Source organism: Rhodococcus sp. IEGM 1379, from assembly GCF_030056815.1.
GTDB lineage: Bacteria > Actinomycetota > Actinomycetes > Mycobacteriales > Mycobacteriaceae > Rhodococcus_F.
The window spans coordinates 60617-75082 of record NZ_JASHKR010000009.1 but is presented as its reverse complement, the minus strand read 5'-3'; the positions used below and the strand labels follow the sequence as shown (position 1 = coordinate 75082).

12 protein-coding genes and 1 pseudogene are annotated in these 14466 nt (G+C 60.5%); 4 read left to right on the top strand and 9 right to left on the bottom strand.

Going from position 1 to position 14466, the window contains the following annotated elements:
- Positions 1-4: 4 nt before the first annotated feature.
- Positions 5-922: a TauD/TfdA dioxygenase family protein gene (locus QM600_RS08110; RefSeq protein ID WP_283260950.1), complete on the bottom strand. Its 918-nt coding sequence runs from the start codon at positions 920-922 to the stop codon at positions 5-7.
- A 45-nt stretch (positions 923-967) separates the two neighbouring features.
- A complete protein-coding gene (locus tag QM600_RS08105) occupies positions 968-1612 on the bottom strand; it encodes a TetR/AcrR family transcriptional regulator (RefSeq protein WP_283260949.1) in 645 nt (214 codons plus the stop codon).
- A 208-nt stretch (positions 1613-1820) separates the two neighbouring features.
- On the opposite strand from QM600_RS08105, the gene QM600_RS08100 reads away from it, so the two are divergent.
- A complete protein-coding gene (locus QM600_RS08100) occupies positions 1821-4157 on the top strand; it encodes an arylsulfatase (RefSeq protein WP_283260948.1) in 2337 nt (778 codons plus the stop codon).
- An 86-nt stretch (positions 4158-4243) separates the two neighbouring features.
- Here the strand turns inward: QM600_RS08100 and QM600_RS08095 are convergent, their stop codons facing one another.
- From QM600_RS08095 to QM600_RS08080, 4 genes are all read right to left on the bottom strand, one after another.
- Positions 4244-5713, bottom strand: a complete 1470-nt coding sequence (locus QM600_RS08095) for a DUF4153 domain-containing protein (protein ID WP_283260947.1) — start codon at positions 5711-5713, stop codon at positions 4244-4246.
- 93 nt (positions 5714-5806) lie between these two features.
- Positions 5807-6802, bottom strand: coding sequence for a sensor histidine kinase (locus tag QM600_RS08090; RefSeq protein ID WP_283260946.1), 996 nt, complete (start codon positions 6800-6802; stop codon positions 5807-5809).
- A complete protein-coding gene (locus tag QM600_RS08085; RefSeq protein ID WP_283260945.1) occupies positions 6799-7479 on the bottom strand; it encodes a response regulator transcription factor in 681 nt (226 codons plus the stop codon). The genes QM600_RS08090 and QM600_RS08085 overlap by 4 nt, the downstream gene beginning before the upstream one ends.
- Positions 7480-7545: 66 nt before the next feature.
- Positions 7546-8079 (bottom strand): NlpC/P60 family protein, encoded by a 534-nt coding sequence (locus tag QM600_RS08080; RefSeq protein WP_283260944.1) that lies wholly within the window; start codon positions 8077-8079, stop codon positions 7546-7548.
- Positions 8080-8320: 241 nt separating this feature from the next.
- Here QM600_RS08080 and QM600_RS08075 point away from each other — a divergent pair, with 241 nt between their 5' ends.
- Complete coding sequence (locus QM600_RS08075) at positions 8321-8692, top strand: serine hydrolase (protein WP_283260943.1); 372 nt, start codon at positions 8321-8323, stop codon at positions 8690-8692.
- A gap of 1 nt (position 8693) precedes the next feature.
- Positions 8694-8927 (top strand): hypothetical protein, encoded by a 234-nt coding sequence (locus QM600_RS08070; RefSeq protein ID WP_283260942.1) that lies wholly within the window; start codon positions 8694-8696, stop codon positions 8925-8927.
- A 424-nt stretch (positions 8928-9351) separates the two neighbouring features.
- On the opposite strand, the gene QM600_RS08065 is transcribed toward QM600_RS08070, so the two are convergent.
- A complete protein-coding gene (locus QM600_RS08065; protein WP_283260941.1) occupies positions 9352-11622 on the bottom strand; it encodes an ATP-dependent DNA ligase in 2271 nt (756 codons plus the stop codon).
- Positions 11623-11669: 47 nt separating this feature from the next.
- Here QM600_RS08065 and QM600_RS08060 point away from each other — a divergent pair.
- Positions 11670-12212, top strand: a pseudogene (locus QM600_RS08060) (transporter substrate-binding domain-containing protein); the annotation flags it as partial.
- A gap of 6 nt (positions 12213-12218) precedes the next feature.
- On the opposite strand, the gene QM600_RS08055 reads toward QM600_RS08060, so the two are convergent.
- Positions 12219-13877 (bottom strand): VWA domain-containing protein, encoded by a 1659-nt coding sequence (locus QM600_RS08055; protein WP_283260940.1) that lies wholly within the window; start codon positions 13875-13877, stop codon positions 12219-12221.
- Between the two features lie 113 nt (positions 13878-13990).
- Positions 13991-14422, bottom strand: a complete 432-nt coding sequence (locus QM600_RS08050; RefSeq protein WP_283260939.1) for a type II toxin-antitoxin system Rv0910 family toxin — start codon at positions 14420-14422, stop codon at positions 13991-13993.
- Positions 14423-14466 lie beyond the last annotated feature (44 nt).

Genomic DNA, 14466 nt, shown 5'->3' with positions numbered 1-14466 from the left:
CCGATCAGAAGGGTGCGTCGCCCAGAATCGCGACGCGCTCCATGACGCGGCGATGCGGGAAGTAATCGCTTGCCGCGTAGTGCTGCGTTGCCCGGTTGTCCCAGAACGCAATTGAATTGGCAGCCCACTTGAAACGGCACTGGAAATCGGGAACCTTGACCTGCGCGAACAACAGGTTGAGCAGATCACGGCTCTCCAGCGGATCCATATCCGGGATGTGAGTGGTGAAGAGGCTGTTCACGAACAGTGTCTTGCGGCCCGTTTCGGGATGCTTGCGCACCATCGGATGCAGCACCGGCGGGAACTGTTCCTTCATCTGTTCGAGCTTCTCAGGAGTCATTCCGCGGCCAAACGACGGCACGAAGTCATGGATCGCGTCGCGCCCGTCAATCAGTTCCTTGACCTCGTTGGGAAGGCAATCGAAGGCATTGCCCATATCTGCCCAGAGTGTGTCGCCGCCGGCCGGAGGAACATCGATCGCACGCAGGACAGAGCCCAACGGCGGGGTCTTGGTCCACGTGACGTCGACGTGCCAGATATTTTCGGTCCCCGGACTGTCCTCGCCACGCTCGAATCGGACCACGGCCGGGACCTCACCCTGCGGAAGCAATGGGTGAACTTCGAGTTCGCCCCAATTACTGGCGAAGTCACGGTGATTGAGGCTGGAGATGTTCTGGTCGCGGAAAAATACGACCTTCCATTCGAGCAGCGCCCGACGAATATCGTCGATCTGCTCCGCCGAGGGATCCCGTAGATCAATGTTGCTGATCTCGGCGCCGATGAACGGAGTGACCGGCGTCAGCGTGAAACGCTCGTAGGGCATCGACTCCACACCCTCGGGATTGCGGCGCATCCCGCGAGGTCCGAATTCGATTGTGTGATTACCGATTTGAACGGTGCGGGAGGACGTGAGTGCGGCCATCGAAAGGCTCCGATCAGTTGTATGCGGGGTCGCGAGTCAATCGACTCACGTGGTTCGTGTTCGTGTGTGTCCACTCTGTGGAGCAAGAAGAGCCGCTACCATCAGGTCCACCAAATGGTCGACGGTAGTGTCGAAGTCAGCCTTTACCACCGGCATTCCCTCTTCGCGTCGCTGTTCGAAGACAGCCAGTGCAGAGACCGTCATGTTGGACATCAGGTCGATCCGTTCGAGCGCAACGCGACGCGGCAAATGCGAGAGTGCCCGCGCCAGGCGGGAGACGACCTCGTTGCTCGCTTCACTGACTTCGCGAAATTCCGGGCTCATGGTGTCTACCGAAGGCGAAACCCTGGCAATGAAGCGGGCGTAGTTGGATCCATCTGCAGTAGCGAGAAAGTCCGACAAGGGATAGAGGAACGCTTCGACCAAGGCCCGAACCGTATCGGTTCGACCACGTGCATCGATGTCGTCGAGGTACGTCAAACGTGCAACGTTAATCTGACTCATCCGAAACCGGAAGACCGCTTGCACCAAACCGTCTCGCCCACCGAAGTGATATTGGACGGCAGAGTTGTTGCGCTGCCCAGCCGCTGCCGCAACGTCACGCATCGATACCTCATGGATGCCACGCTCGGCAAACATGCGTTCGGCGACGGCAATCATTGCGCTCTTGGGATCTAACGAACTGGACATGAACACATCATATAAGTCACTGACTTAATTCTGCAACCCTCAGTTGCTGCGCGCCTCTATTGACCGACGCTGGTTAATGAAGGCGCACAGCGGGGGTCGCATCCCACTCAGCGAGACCCCTGCTGTAAATAGGCGAACAGACACTACGCTCCAATTTAAGTCAGCACCTTAAATTACCGGTACCGGTTACACAGCCAGGAGCACGCTTGTGAATCGTCATTCCATCCCGATCATCCCCGAAACACCGAACGTCGCCGCCTCCGTCGACTACCGTGACCAGCAGGTTCCGTTCACGAGGCCGGAACCGGTCCGCCCGCCCGCCGGCGCTCCCAACGTTCTACTGATCATGATCGACGATGTCGGATTCGGCGCAGCCTCGTCTTTCGGCGGTCCTTGCCGCACACCGACGGCCGAGCGCCTGGCAGATAACGGCATCAAGTACAGCCGATTCCACACTGCTGCACTGTGCTCACCGACCCGCGCAGCTACTCTGACCGGCCGCAATCACCACAGCGTCGGCATGGGCGTCATCTCCGAAATGGCCAACGCCGCACCCGGATACAACGGCACCCGCCCCGCATCCGCAGCAACCGTCGCCCGCGTTCTGCAGGGCAACGGCTACGCCACCGGTGCATTCGGCAAGATGCATCAGACTCCGACGTGGGAGACCACCGCAGCCGGCCCGTTCGACCGTTGGCCCGTGCGTGAAGGCTTCGACAAGTTCTACGGTTTCCTCGGCGCCGAGTCCGACCAGTTCACCCCGGTCCTCTACGAGGACTTCACGATGGTCGACCTGCCCAAGACACCGCAAGAGGGCTACCACCTCTCGGAGGATCTGGTCGATCACGCGATCGAATGGATCGAGGGTGTCAACACCATGGATCCCGACAAGCCGTTCTTCTGCTACCTCCCCTTCGGCGCTTGCCATGCACCACTTCAGATTCCGGACAGCTACCTGAACAAGTACGTCGGCGAGTTCGATCACGGCTGGGATCGACAGCGCGAGATCACCCTCGAGAAGCAGAAGGAAATGGGCGTCGTCGGGCCCGATACCGAATTGGCTCCGTGGGCACCGGGCGCACCGCACTGGGACGAGCTCGACGACGACCAGAAGAAGGTCTCGGCTCGGCTCATGGAGCTGTACGCAGCGTTCCTCGAGCACACCGACGACGAGGTCGGACGACTCGTAGATCGCTTGCAGGACATGGGCGTTCTGGACAACACGCTGGTCCTGTACATGCTCGGCGACAACGGAGCATCCGCCGAAGGTGGCATGGAGGGTTCCTTCAACTACCTCGCCGGCCTCAACGGCTACAAGACCGCGACGGCCGACGTCCTCGCGCGCTACGACGAACTGGGCACCGAAACCAGCTACCCGCATTACCCGGCGTCGTGGGCCTTGGCACTCGATACCCCGTACCAGTGGGCAAAGCAGGTTGCGTCGCACTACGGCGGAACTCGCAACGGACTGATCGCGCACTGGCCCAGGGGAATCGACAATCCGGGTATCCGCGAGCAGTGGCATCACTGCGTCGACATCACCCCGACAATTCTCGAGGCCGCAGGTATTCCCGCACCCACGAGCGTCGACGGCGTCACCCAGAAGCCGATGGAGGGTGTCGCAATGAACTACACCTTCGACGAGCCCAAGGCCGAAGAACGCCACACCACACAGTATTTCGAGATCTTCGGCAACCGCGGCATCTACGATCACGGCTGGACTGCAGTAACCGCGCACCGCGCACCGTGGCTGATGGCAACGCACGGACTCGAGCTGACCTCACTCAGCGACGACAAGTGGGAGTTGTACGACACCACCGTCGACTGGTCTCAGGCCCGCGACCTCGCGGACGAGCATCCCGAGATCCTCGCTCGCCTCAAGGAAAAGTTCCTGGTCGAGGCAGCCAAGTATCAGGTACTCCCCCTTGATGATCGGACCGTCGGACGGCACTCCACTCCGGAATCGCGTCCGCCTCATCCCATGATGGGCCGCAAGTCCCTCACGCTGTACCCACACATGAACGGGCTGGTCGAGAAGGCCGCACCCAATTTCTTCAACCGCTCCTACTCGCTGACCGCCGATCTGGGCAGCGTCGCCGACGGCATGCTGGTCAGCCTGGGCGGCCGGTTCGGTGGATTCGCCTTGTACATCATCGATTCCGTTCCTGTCTTCTGCTACAACTTCAGCGGTGGCGGCCGGACGTTCGTGCGCGCCGAGAACCCCTTGAACAGTGATGCCAAGGAAGTATCGGTCAACTTCCAGTACGACGGCGGGGGTATCGGCAAGGGCGGTGTGGCGACTCTGAGCGTCGACGGCGTCGTTGTTGCCGAAGGCCGGATCGAGAAGACCACACGGGCGATCTTCAGCATGAACGAGCAGCTGGATATCGGCATCAACCGCGGTAGCCCGGTCGCCGAAGAGTTCGCTGAGCAGGGCACCTTCCGCTACGGCGGCAAGCTGAACAGCGTGCGAATCGACCTACTCCCGACGCGTGACGTTGTCTCGACAGAAGAGCGCGACAAGATCGCGCTGGCGGTTCACTGATCGTCCGTAGACCCTGAAAACCTCGCAGACCGAATGTGCAGCCGCGCGCGCAATTGCCCGCGCGGCTGCACATTCGGCGAGCGAGTTCAGTTGCTTCCCAGTATCTCCCGTGCCCGCTCGCGAGAACTGTTGAACTCCCACCACGAATCCTCGGATCCGAGCAGTTCCTGCTTCAAGTACATCAGCGCGTCGCTGCGCTGCGGCTCGGTCAAGCGGTCCAGCGCCGGAACCGCATCGGCCGAAAGTGTGCGCAGGTAGAACGTGTCGATAGTTTTTCCGTTCTCGAATCGTTGGACATTCTTCTCCGCGATGTAGGCATCCGGGTTGAACACGGCAAATGCCAGCAGCCCCACGGCAGCTGTTGCCAGAACACCGATCGGCAGCCACTTGCCCGACATCCGCACGCCCGCCGCGATGAGCAGAATGAACACCACACCGAGTAGGAGTTCTGTAGCAAAGACGCTCACCCGCAGCCTGGTGAAGCCGTACTGGTTCTCGTAGAGCCACATTCGATGAACTGCGGATGCCACGATGACCAAGCTGAAAGCGCAGAGCGCTCCGAGAAGTCCTCGAGCCAAGTTTCGCGATCGTCGATCTCCGCGATCTACGCGGCGCACGGCGACAGCGATAACCACCAGCGTCAGTACCGTCACGGCCATCAACTGCCAGAAGCCTTGGCGCGCATAGTTCGCGTACGTCAGACCATCGGTAACCTGAACGTGCTTGTCGCCGCCGAACAGTGTTTTCAGCTGTACTGCAACAAATCCCAGGAACAGGATATTGAGTACCGCCAGCGGTACTGCCCACTCCCAGAGAGACAGAGGCACGGCTGGTTTCGGCGCAAGCGCGTCGACGCTCGGAGTTCTGCGTCGAAGATACACCGCGCTCAGCGTGACAAATGCTACGAGCGCACCGATGACCAGACGGGCGATCGGTTCGTCCACTCGTACAGCGGGTGCGTCGCCGAAGATTTTCGCGAACTCCGGATCTGCACTGACAAACAATGAACCGAAGATCAAGAGCAGCGTCACGCTCACGGCAGTCACCGCGACCACACGCATAGTGGGTACACGTGGGCTGGTTCCCACCCTCAGCTTCCGTCGCCGGACAAATCCCACGACGCGAAGTGCTGCACGCCAAGGCATTACAGGCCCCACAACAATTCCCGTCCACGTGCGACCGCCGACCAACACCCAGGTGAACACCACCCAGGCTGCCACGATACAGACGAAGGCAAGCCACCCGGCCCCGCGAATTGCGGCCACCCCCAACAGTGCGAGTGCGCCCACGCACGCTGCCCATTGAACGGCCGTCAGCCGTGGCGGCGTCAGGATTCCGACCACGGCGAGTACGCCGACCCCGACTATCAAGTAAGCCGCGCCGACCACTCCGATATCGAGGATTGTGGCTGCGAGCAGACCGAGGACAACCGATCCGACGAGCATCGAACGAGTCGCCATCGACGTCCGATCTGGCCGACGCCACAACCGGCCAGGCTTCTTCGGGGCTGGCACCGTCGTCATCGGCTTCTGCGGGACTGTGAGCGGAGCAGTCATGTTCTTTCCCACTTTCAAGGTCGACAAAGTTCAATTGGGGTCAACAAGGAGCGACGCGGCCCAAAACAGGCCGGCGCCGTAGAGCCAGCTAATTCAGTTCTGCGGCAGCACTACTCGGATGCAACAACCCGATCGAGCGTCGACAACTGCGATGGTTCCACCGTGCAGTTCGACCGCCCATTTTGCAATAGCAAGCCCAAGCCCGGTCCCGCCATCCGTGGACCCACCTCGAGTGAACCGATCGAAAACCATTGCGCGCGAGTCAGGTTCAATTCCGGGACCGTTGTCGTTCACCTCGATCACCACCTCGCCGTCCACCCGGCCATACGCACGGATGACGATCCCCACCTCCGTGGATCCGTGCCGCACCGCATTGTCCACGAGATTTGTCACCACCTGGTGGAGTCGATCCGGATCAGCGAGCACTGCCAATCCCGGTGGTCGCACATCGATCGCCACGTCAGTTCCCCTCTCCGCGGCAACATCACGGAGGAAGGGTTCGAGATCGAAGTTGCTGAGCTTCAGCGGTATTGCGCCGCCTTCAAGTTTCGAGAGATCGAGTAGATCGGATACCAAAACACCGAGTCGTTCGGCCTGAGCGAGCGCCGAGCGCATCGTTTCCGGATTCGGCTCCTGCACACCGTCGACGACGTTCTCGAGTAGTGCCTGCAAAACCGTTATCGGCGTGCGTAATTCGTGTGAAACATTGCTGATCAGTTCCCGGCGATACTGGTCGTCAGCGCCGAGGTCCTCCGCCATTCGATTGAACGCCACCGCAAGTTCACCCACTTCGTCGCGTGAGGTTGCCCGGACTCTACGGGAGTAGTCACCGCGCGCCATGGCCTGTGCTGCCGCTGTCATCTCACGGAGCGGTGACGTCATGCCGTGGGCGAGCACCTGCGTAACTCCCAGTGCCACTATCAAAGCCGTCAACAGCGCAAAGCGGAACGGTTGCTGCGAGGTCAGCCAAAATCCGCCCGACGCGAAGAACAACGCCGCAACGACGAGCAGACCAACTTTGACTTTGAATGAGCGCATCGGATCCAGCGGGCGCGGCCACCTCGCGAAAACCCTTTCAATGAAACTCATTTCGGCGCATCCCAGGCGTACCCGACACCATGAACCGTTCGAATCACCGAGGGACCCAACTTGCGTCGCAAGGCCTTGACGTGACTGTCCACCGTGCGGCTTCCTCCGCCCTCACCCCAACCCCAGATCTCCTCGAACAACGACTCACGAGGAATAGCGGCGCGGGGTCTCTCGGCGAGGTAGGCGATGAGGTCGAACTCGGTTCGTGTCAGATGCACTTCCTGATCGCCCCGGCGCACCCGACGCTCCGTCAGATCGATGACGACATCGCCGAATTCGAGGAGCACGGGTCGCGCCGCGATCTCGGCACGATCAGCGCGTCGAAGCAACGCCTGCACCCGTGCTACCAGCACGCGCATGCTGAACGGTTTGCTGAGATAGTCGTCGGCGCCCACACCCAGGCCGATCACCATGTCCGTCTCGTCGGCACGCGCGGTGAGCATCAGTACCGGCACGGGCCGCACAGCCTGGATTCGACGGCATACTTCGAGGCCGTCGAATCCAGGCATCATCACGTCCAGAACCACCAGGTCTGGATCGATCTCGGCGCAACGCGAGACAGCGCTGGGACCGTCGAACGCCAACTCCACGTCAAATCCCTCGGCACGTAGCCGTGCCGCGATCGATTCGCAGATACCGGCCTCGTCGTCGACCACGAGCACTTTTCGCTGACTCATGGAACTGACTGTATTAGGCCGACATGGATGAACCCGGGAGGACTTGTGAAGGTTCTGTGCAGAAAACTAGAAGCGGCGAATGTTGTTGATCGGCAGATTTGCCAACGGTGTCAGCCCTGTCGGAACGCCAGTGCCGTAGGCGTTGAACACCATTCCGCCGCCGGCGTAGATACCGACGTGCGTCGCGCCTGGATAGAAGGTGATGATGTCACCGATGGCCAGAGCCCACAGCGGAACCGCTTGGCCCGCATTCGCCTGCTCCTGGCTCGTGCGTGGAATCCAGACACCCGCCTGCCGGAAGGCCCACTGCGTCAGGCCCGAGCAATCCCACGAGTTCGGTCCGTTGCCACCCCATTGGTACGGCTTGCCGGTTTGCGTTGTTGCCGCTGCCAGTGCGACGAGGCCGGCGGGGCTCGGAATAGGCAGGACCGCAGAACCACTGCTGATGCTTCCCAGGCTCCCCAGGCTGCCGGTGCTCCCCAGGCTGCCGGTGCTCCCGGTACTTCCCGGCTCGGCAAGAGCCGGTGCGGCGGACAAGAGCAACACACTTCCGGTCAGCAGTGCGGCAATTGTCCCCTTGCGCAACGTCGACTTCCTCATGCAACCGTCCTTCGGTGAGAGTGCTTCGGCCGCGCACACTGCGCACCGAAATGGATCGAACTGGCCTGACAGTGACAAGCAATGATCAACTTCGGATGCTAACGGCTATTGCGGGCAATTCGGACAGGATTTGACGATCCTGATTGTGGGAGATGCACAAAGGGGTCTTTTGTCCCTTTGTGCAGTAAAGATCCGGGATTTCCTGGATTACCAAAGCGTACAAATTTCATAAATTCGACTCATGCGCTCACACCTCGCCGCCGCAGTCGTAGTTGCGACGTCACTGGCCCTCGTCGGCTGCTCCACGATCCAACGGGCTGTCGACGTTCAATCTGATCTAGTTTCGCTCACCAGATCGGGCGCCGTCGGTGCTATCGCGACTCTCGACGGCGGAAACACAACTACAGTCCTGACCAGCGGCGTCCCGAATCTTACCGACGGTGATTCGATCGGCGACAACGATCGTGTTCGGATCGGCAGTGTGACGCAGGCCTTCACGGCAGTTCTCGTCCTGCAATTCGTCGCGGAAGGAACGATCACTCTCGGCGCGTTGGTCCGGCAGTATCTGCCGGACCAACGCGCCGGCCACACCGCCGGACAAAGAGCTTGCTGAAATGACCGCCCCACAAACAGGTTCCACCAAAGCCGACGCACTCGACTACGGCCTGGGTCTTCATGTAACAGACCTTCCGTGTGGAGTGACCTACGTCGGGCACAGCGGCGGAATCCGCGGTTATTCCACGTTGTCCGGTGCAACGCCGGATCAGGCGTTCACCGTGACTATGACCGGGGCGCCGAAGAATCCGCCGGACACCACGGCGATGCTGTCCCATGCGCTCTGTCCCTGAACAGGAACCTGGTGTTCGCACAATGCCATACAGTGCTGTCATGGGGTATCGGCGACACCACGTCCGCAGATCCGACGCTGTCGCAATTGCCACGGGCACAATCATTCTCGGAATGATCATCTTTCTAGTGGCAGTACAAGGCCATGGCCGGCGCGGCGGGCAACTCTGGCGCCGGCCTGTGCGCCGATCGATCTCCGTGGGGAAGTCCCGAGAATTCGCCCTATCCCGGTCCACTAGGTGTGCGGAAATCACGCTCCTGGTGGCCGATCGGCATTACGTGCACAGGACCCGCCCCTGATACAGGCACGGTCACTGTCGAGAAGCCACAGGGGTGGGGACCATCCGTCGTCGGATACACGTCCCTGATCTTCGTCTTCCTGGGAGCAACCGCCCTGACAATTCAACTCCGACGACCGAAAGTCCGCTAGTCTCCTCTCGTCACGTCAGTCGGCGTCTTGTCGCCCCGTATCCCCCGCCAACTCGGATGCCGTAGCCGACTACTCTCCGTCCAGTCCATGAATCGCACCTCACCGACCAGTTCGGGACTGACCCATACCGCCCCCTTTCGGTCGTCGGCCGGAAGCTCTTCCGCAAAGGGATTTTCGCTCTGCTGCAAGGGTTTCAATACCGCCAACAATTTTTCGAGATCACGATCGGTGAACCCCGTGCCCACCCGGCCGACATAGCTCAGTCCGTTCTCTCCGGGGATACCCAGGAGAAGGGCACCGATCCCGTGGGAGCGATTACCTTGCCCTGTTCGCCATCCGCCGATCACGACTTCTTGGGTGCGCCAGTTCTTGACCTTGATCCAACTCGAACCTCGCCGTCCTGGAAGGTACACCGATGCAAGGCGTTTGGCGACTATCCCCTCCCACCCGGATTCTCTACTCACTTCCAGCGCATTTTCGGCAGTCCCCTCGATCTGCGGCGGAACGTTGAGGTCACCGACGTTTGCAGCCAGTGCATTCAGCACTGTCCGCCTGTCGGCATACGACTTCCGAAGCAAAGACACCCCATCGAGATACAGGAGATCGAATGCCAGAAACTCCGGCGTACCACCACGTTGCAGCAACCCGAAGTCTGTGACACCTTGCGGGTCGTAGGCCACCACTTCACCGTCGATAACTACCTCGTGGCCGTCCAGAATTTCACCCAGATGCGCCAGCGCCGGATAGTCGGCGGTCTTGTCATTTCCGGCCCGGCTGCGCAATGACATTGCACCCGAATGATACTCGAGAATCACTCGTATCCCGTCCCACTTTCCTTCGAAGGCCCATTCTTCGACATCCAAATCCTCGGCTGAACCGACAGTGGCGAGCATCGGCTCGAGATTCTTGGGAAACTCCGTTCCGAAACTCGCATTCTGATCCTTCATCAGATGCATCAACCACTGATCGCCCTTGGTCCGGATAATCGCGAAGCGGCCCTGCACTCTCTCCCCCGCCAACCGCACTATCACCTCGTCGTCCCGCCACTTCTCGGTCTCGTACGTCCCGGAATCCCAGATCGTCATGGAACCGCCGCCGTACTCGCCCTTCGGTATTACTCCGGAAAAGGTGGCGTATTCCATCGGATGATCCTCGGTGTGTACTGCCAGCCGATTCTCACCGGCAGTTGTCGGCACACCTTTCGGTACAGCCCAGGACACCAACACTCCGCCGCGCTCGAGCCGAACGTCATAGTGCAGTCTACGAGCGTGATGTTCTTGAATGACAAAGGAATTGCCGACGGTGGGCGCTGGCTTGTCTCGGGGTACCGGCTCCGGTGTTCTCGCAGCTGACCGCTTGCTGCGGTACCGAGTCAATGAATCTTCCATGGCCACTGTCGGATCCAGTCCTGCTAATAGATCGCCGCCGGATTCGACGCGCTCCAGAACCTCGTCGAACAGTAATTGCTGCAACGTGGGGTCGTCGAGTTCTTTCCAACTGCGCGGCGCGGCAACGTACGGCTGAGCGCGCCCGCGCATCGAATACGGAGCGATGGTGGTCTTTGCAGCATTATTCTGACTCCAGTCGACAAAAACCTTGCCCGCCCGGATATTCCGCGCCATCGTTGCCGTCACGAGTTCCGGATGAATCTTCTCGAGTCCTGTCGCCACTTGCTTGGCGACGGTCGACGCACCATTCCCGTCCAATGGCCGATCAAGAGGAACGTACAGGTGAATGCCCTTGCTGCCACTGGTAACCGGGTAGGCCGTCCACCCCAAAGTTCCGACCAAATCACGGATCCAGCGAGCTACTTCGGCACATTCTGCTAACCCGACGCCCTCTCCCGGGTCCAGATCGAACACCAACCGGGTTGCCGGTCCCCGGCCCGAACCGTCGAATCGCCATTGCGGAACATGTAATTCGAGCGCGGCTTGCTGGCCGAGCCAGGCGAGCGATGCCACCGAATCAAAAATGGGATAGGTGACCACCCGATCGGAGTGTTGCAGCGACGCGCGGGTCAACCATGCCGGAGCAGATGATGCGAGATTTTTCTCGAAGAACGATTGACCGTCCACCCCGTTCGGCCACCGCTTGCGCGTACCCGGACAGGCAACGACGTGCGGGATCATCACGGACGAAATCCGGGTGTAGTAGTCGATCACTTCAGCTTTGGTTGTCCCGCTCTCCGGATAGAGGACCTTCCCGAGGTTGGTCACGGGCACGATTATGCCGTCGAGTGTGATCTGACCCCGATCGGTCGTCGCCATGTCCTCATTGTGCGCGAAAAAGCGGCACCTGGTCGTAAAATTCGCAGCCCGGCAGCAAAGACTTCGACTTCGCGCTCGACCAGTTCACGATTTCCGGGGACCGCCGCGACGCCGTCGATTTCAGCTCGCCGTATTACGCGGTGGCGCAGTCTGTCATTGCGTTGCAGAGCAACAGCGCGTCGCAGGCCGCTGATCTCACGTCGCTCGCAACGTATCGACTGGGCGCGCAGGCTGGTTCGACCAGCTTGCTTGCCATCACCGACACCATCACCCCGAAGACACCGCCACGGACTTACGCAAACACCAACGACGCGAAGGCTGCGCTGGTGGCCGGCGAAATCGACCCACTGGTTGTCGACATTCCCACCGGTTTCCACATCACCGAAACCGAGCTACCCCAGTCGGTGATCGTCGGACAGTTCCCCAGGCCAAACGCTGTCACGGAATTCTTCAGCTTGGTTCTCGAGAAAAACAGCCCGCTCACTGCTTGTGTTTCTGCGGCCGTCGACTCGCTCTACGCCGACGGAACTCTCGAGGCGCTGGCCACCGAGTGGATCACCGACACTGCGGACGCACCGATCCTCGAATAACTCCGATCATCCGGCACGGCCGCTGATCGCTCCGACGAACACCTTGGGAATATCCGCGGGCGTGGGTGCGAAGTGACTGTTGCCGCCGGTGACAGCGGAAATCTGTTTCAGCACTTCGGTATCCGCGTCGTCGGTGACACCGATGGTGATGATGGGAACCGGCCGCGCGGAATCCTGTTCACGCGCAAGGGTATCGAGCAAGTCCTTCAGCGAGATTCCCGACGGATCGTCATTAGCCCCGTCCGTCACCAAAATCACCGAATTGATCGAGGCAGGATCATAGGTGCTTTGAATCTGACGGAATGCGGCGAGGATGCTGTCGTACAGTCCTGTCCCGCCGCCGACGAGCGAAGGCAGCGTGTCGACTTGTGAGAGAAGTTGGGTGCGATGATCGGCATTGCCCTCGGCCGCGTCCATACGTCGAACCGGTTCGAGTTCTCGGTAGTCGGTATCCCCTCCGAGTGTGATCGAGAACGCCCACAAGCCCAATTGTGCGTTGCCCGGGAACATTCGGATCGCGATGTCGCCGGCCTGGGCCGTCGCAGCCATCCGGGTCACACCGTCCTGCACGTAATCCATCGAACCTGAGACGTCGACAACCGCCAGAGCACGGGAGGGCCGAGAAAGAACGTCGTAGCGTGCCAGTGCTTTTGCCACCACCGACGGATCACTCGGTACCAGGGCCGTGCTGACGCCGATGCCGCCGCTTCCGAGCGGTTCGTTGCCCGGACCACGGAAACCTAGTCCGGACAAGACCGTTCGGCCAGTCTCGGATGAGAGCGCGTCGATGAGGACCTGTGCCTGAGCGCTCGCGTCGACCGTGCCGGCTCCGGTGAGCGCTACGGGGTAGTTCATGAAGACCGTGCCTGTTGCCGGCACCACTGCGGTCAATTGAGCATCGGCGTGAGCGGCGCGGTAGGTGGTAAAGGTCTGTTCTGTAGTGACCGCTGTTCCGCCGGCTTCCGCAACCTTTTCGATGCGTCCGGTTGAACCCGCTTCCTTCACGTTGCCCAACTGCACCTGCGCGACGGGAACCAATGCGGCCGAGATGGATGCCGGATTGCCGTTCTGCGCCTGTGTTTCGGCGAAAGCCGCCACGATGGGGGCGCTGGAAACAGCACTCGACAGCGGATCGCCGATGTGCAACCCGGGTACCGCAAGAACGTCGAGCCAATTTCCTGGCCGCGTCCCTTCGCCGGTTCTCGTGACCGTGACGACCGGAGTGGAGGCTACCGAGGCACTGACCTTGCGGAAACTACTGCGCCCGACCCCGGTGACCTTGTCCAGCCATTCCGACGAGTCGGGGATCCACAGTGCCGGACCGGTGCCGCCACCGGCGAGATCGCCGAATGTACGGGCAGAATCCTGGGAAACCACAGTGAACGACGCGCAGCCGAGCTTTTCCGGAGCGATGGTAGCGACAACAGCTTCGACGCCGGTCGCAATAGACGGATCGACCGCGATGACGAGCTTGGACTTCTCCCCACAACCAGGTTCAGGTGGGGCGGAAGCTACCGCCGGAACGCGCGCCTCCACACTACTGAAGGTGACTACGAATGCAGCAGCACCAGCGACAGCAACCACCGCGAGCACCCCGACCAGCACTTTTACCGATCGCGGCATCGACGCTGCGGGCACCCCGGACGGTCCGTGACGACCAGACATTGACGGAATCCTCTCCGGCAGGAGCAACCGACCAATAACAAACTATTGCCCTGTTTATTCCGCCGGAAAGAATCCTAACTCATGTTTGCCAAAAAGTAGCTCTTGTTCGAATTTCAGGCGTAAATTTGCACGAACTGTGCCAACGACTTTTCGATGTCACCTTTGAGTGCCCGGGCAACTCCGGACCCGATAGGTCCGAACAGTGGTGCGCCACCGAGTTCGATGGTCAACGCCAACTCGGAACCTGCCCCCTTAGGCTTGACGTCCAACTCGAGACCCAGTTTGACGCCACCCTTGCCGTCGCCCTTGAGCGAGAGAGCTTTGGGGACGTCGTACTTCTTGATGGTCCAGCGCACGCGATTGCGCAGGCCTTTCACTGTCACGACGGAGCTGATTTCAGTGCCGACACCCAAATTCTCGGGCAGATCACTGCGCCACCCGTCGTGGACTACCAGCCAGTTCTCGTAACCACTGAGGTCGGAGGCCTTGTCCCACACTTCCTGAGTCGGGAGCGGAACGTCGATTTTCACCGTGAGCTTTGCCATGGGGCGACAATAGCCCTGTGCGCCTTTCTGGTAGTTGGGGCTAC

Excerpts from the sequence above, each read along its gene's own strand:
- QM600_RS08110 (WP_283260950.1), bottom strand. The coding sequence starts at position 922 with ATGGCCGCACTCACGTCCTCCCGCACCGTTCAAATCGGTAATCACACA.
- QM600_RS08105 (WP_283260949.1), bottom strand. The coding sequence starts at position 1,612 with ATGTCCAGTTCGTTAGATCCCAAGAGCGCAATGATTGCCGTCGCCGAA.
- QM600_RS08095 (WP_283260947.1), bottom strand. The coding sequence starts at position 5,713 with ATGACTGCTCCGCTCACAGTCCCGCAGAAGCCGATGACGACGGTGCCA.
- QM600_RS08090 (WP_283260946.1), bottom strand. The coding sequence starts at position 6,802 with ATGAGTTTCATTGAAAGGGTTTTCGCGAGGTGGCCGCGCCCGCTGGAT.
- QM600_RS08085 (WP_283260945.1), bottom strand. The coding sequence starts at position 7,479 with ATGAGTCAGCGAAAAGTGCTCGTGGTCGACGACGAGGCCGGTATCTGC.
- QM600_RS08080 (WP_283260944.1), bottom strand. The coding sequence starts at position 8,079 with ATGAGGAAGTCGACGTTGCGCAAGGGGACAATTGCCGCACTGCTGACC.
- QM600_RS08075 (WP_283260943.1), top strand. The coding sequence starts at position 8,321 with ATGCGCTCACACCTCGCCGCCGCAGTCGTAGTTGCGACGTCACTGGCC.
- QM600_RS08070 (WP_283260942.1), top strand. The coding sequence starts at position 8,694 with ATGACCGCCCCACAAACAGGTTCCACCAAAGCCGACGCACTCGACTAC.
- QM600_RS08065 (WP_283260941.1), bottom strand. The coding sequence starts at position 11,622 with ATGGCGACGACCGATCGGGGTCAGATCACACTCGACGGCATAATCGTG.
- QM600_RS08055 (WP_283260940.1), bottom strand. The coding sequence starts at position 13,877 with ATGTCTGGTCGTCACGGACCGTCCGGGGTGCCCGCAGCGTCGATGCCG.
- QM600_RS08050 (WP_283260939.1), bottom strand. The coding sequence starts at position 14,422 with ATGGCAAAGCTCACGGTGAAAATCGACGTTCCGCTCCCGACTCAGGAA.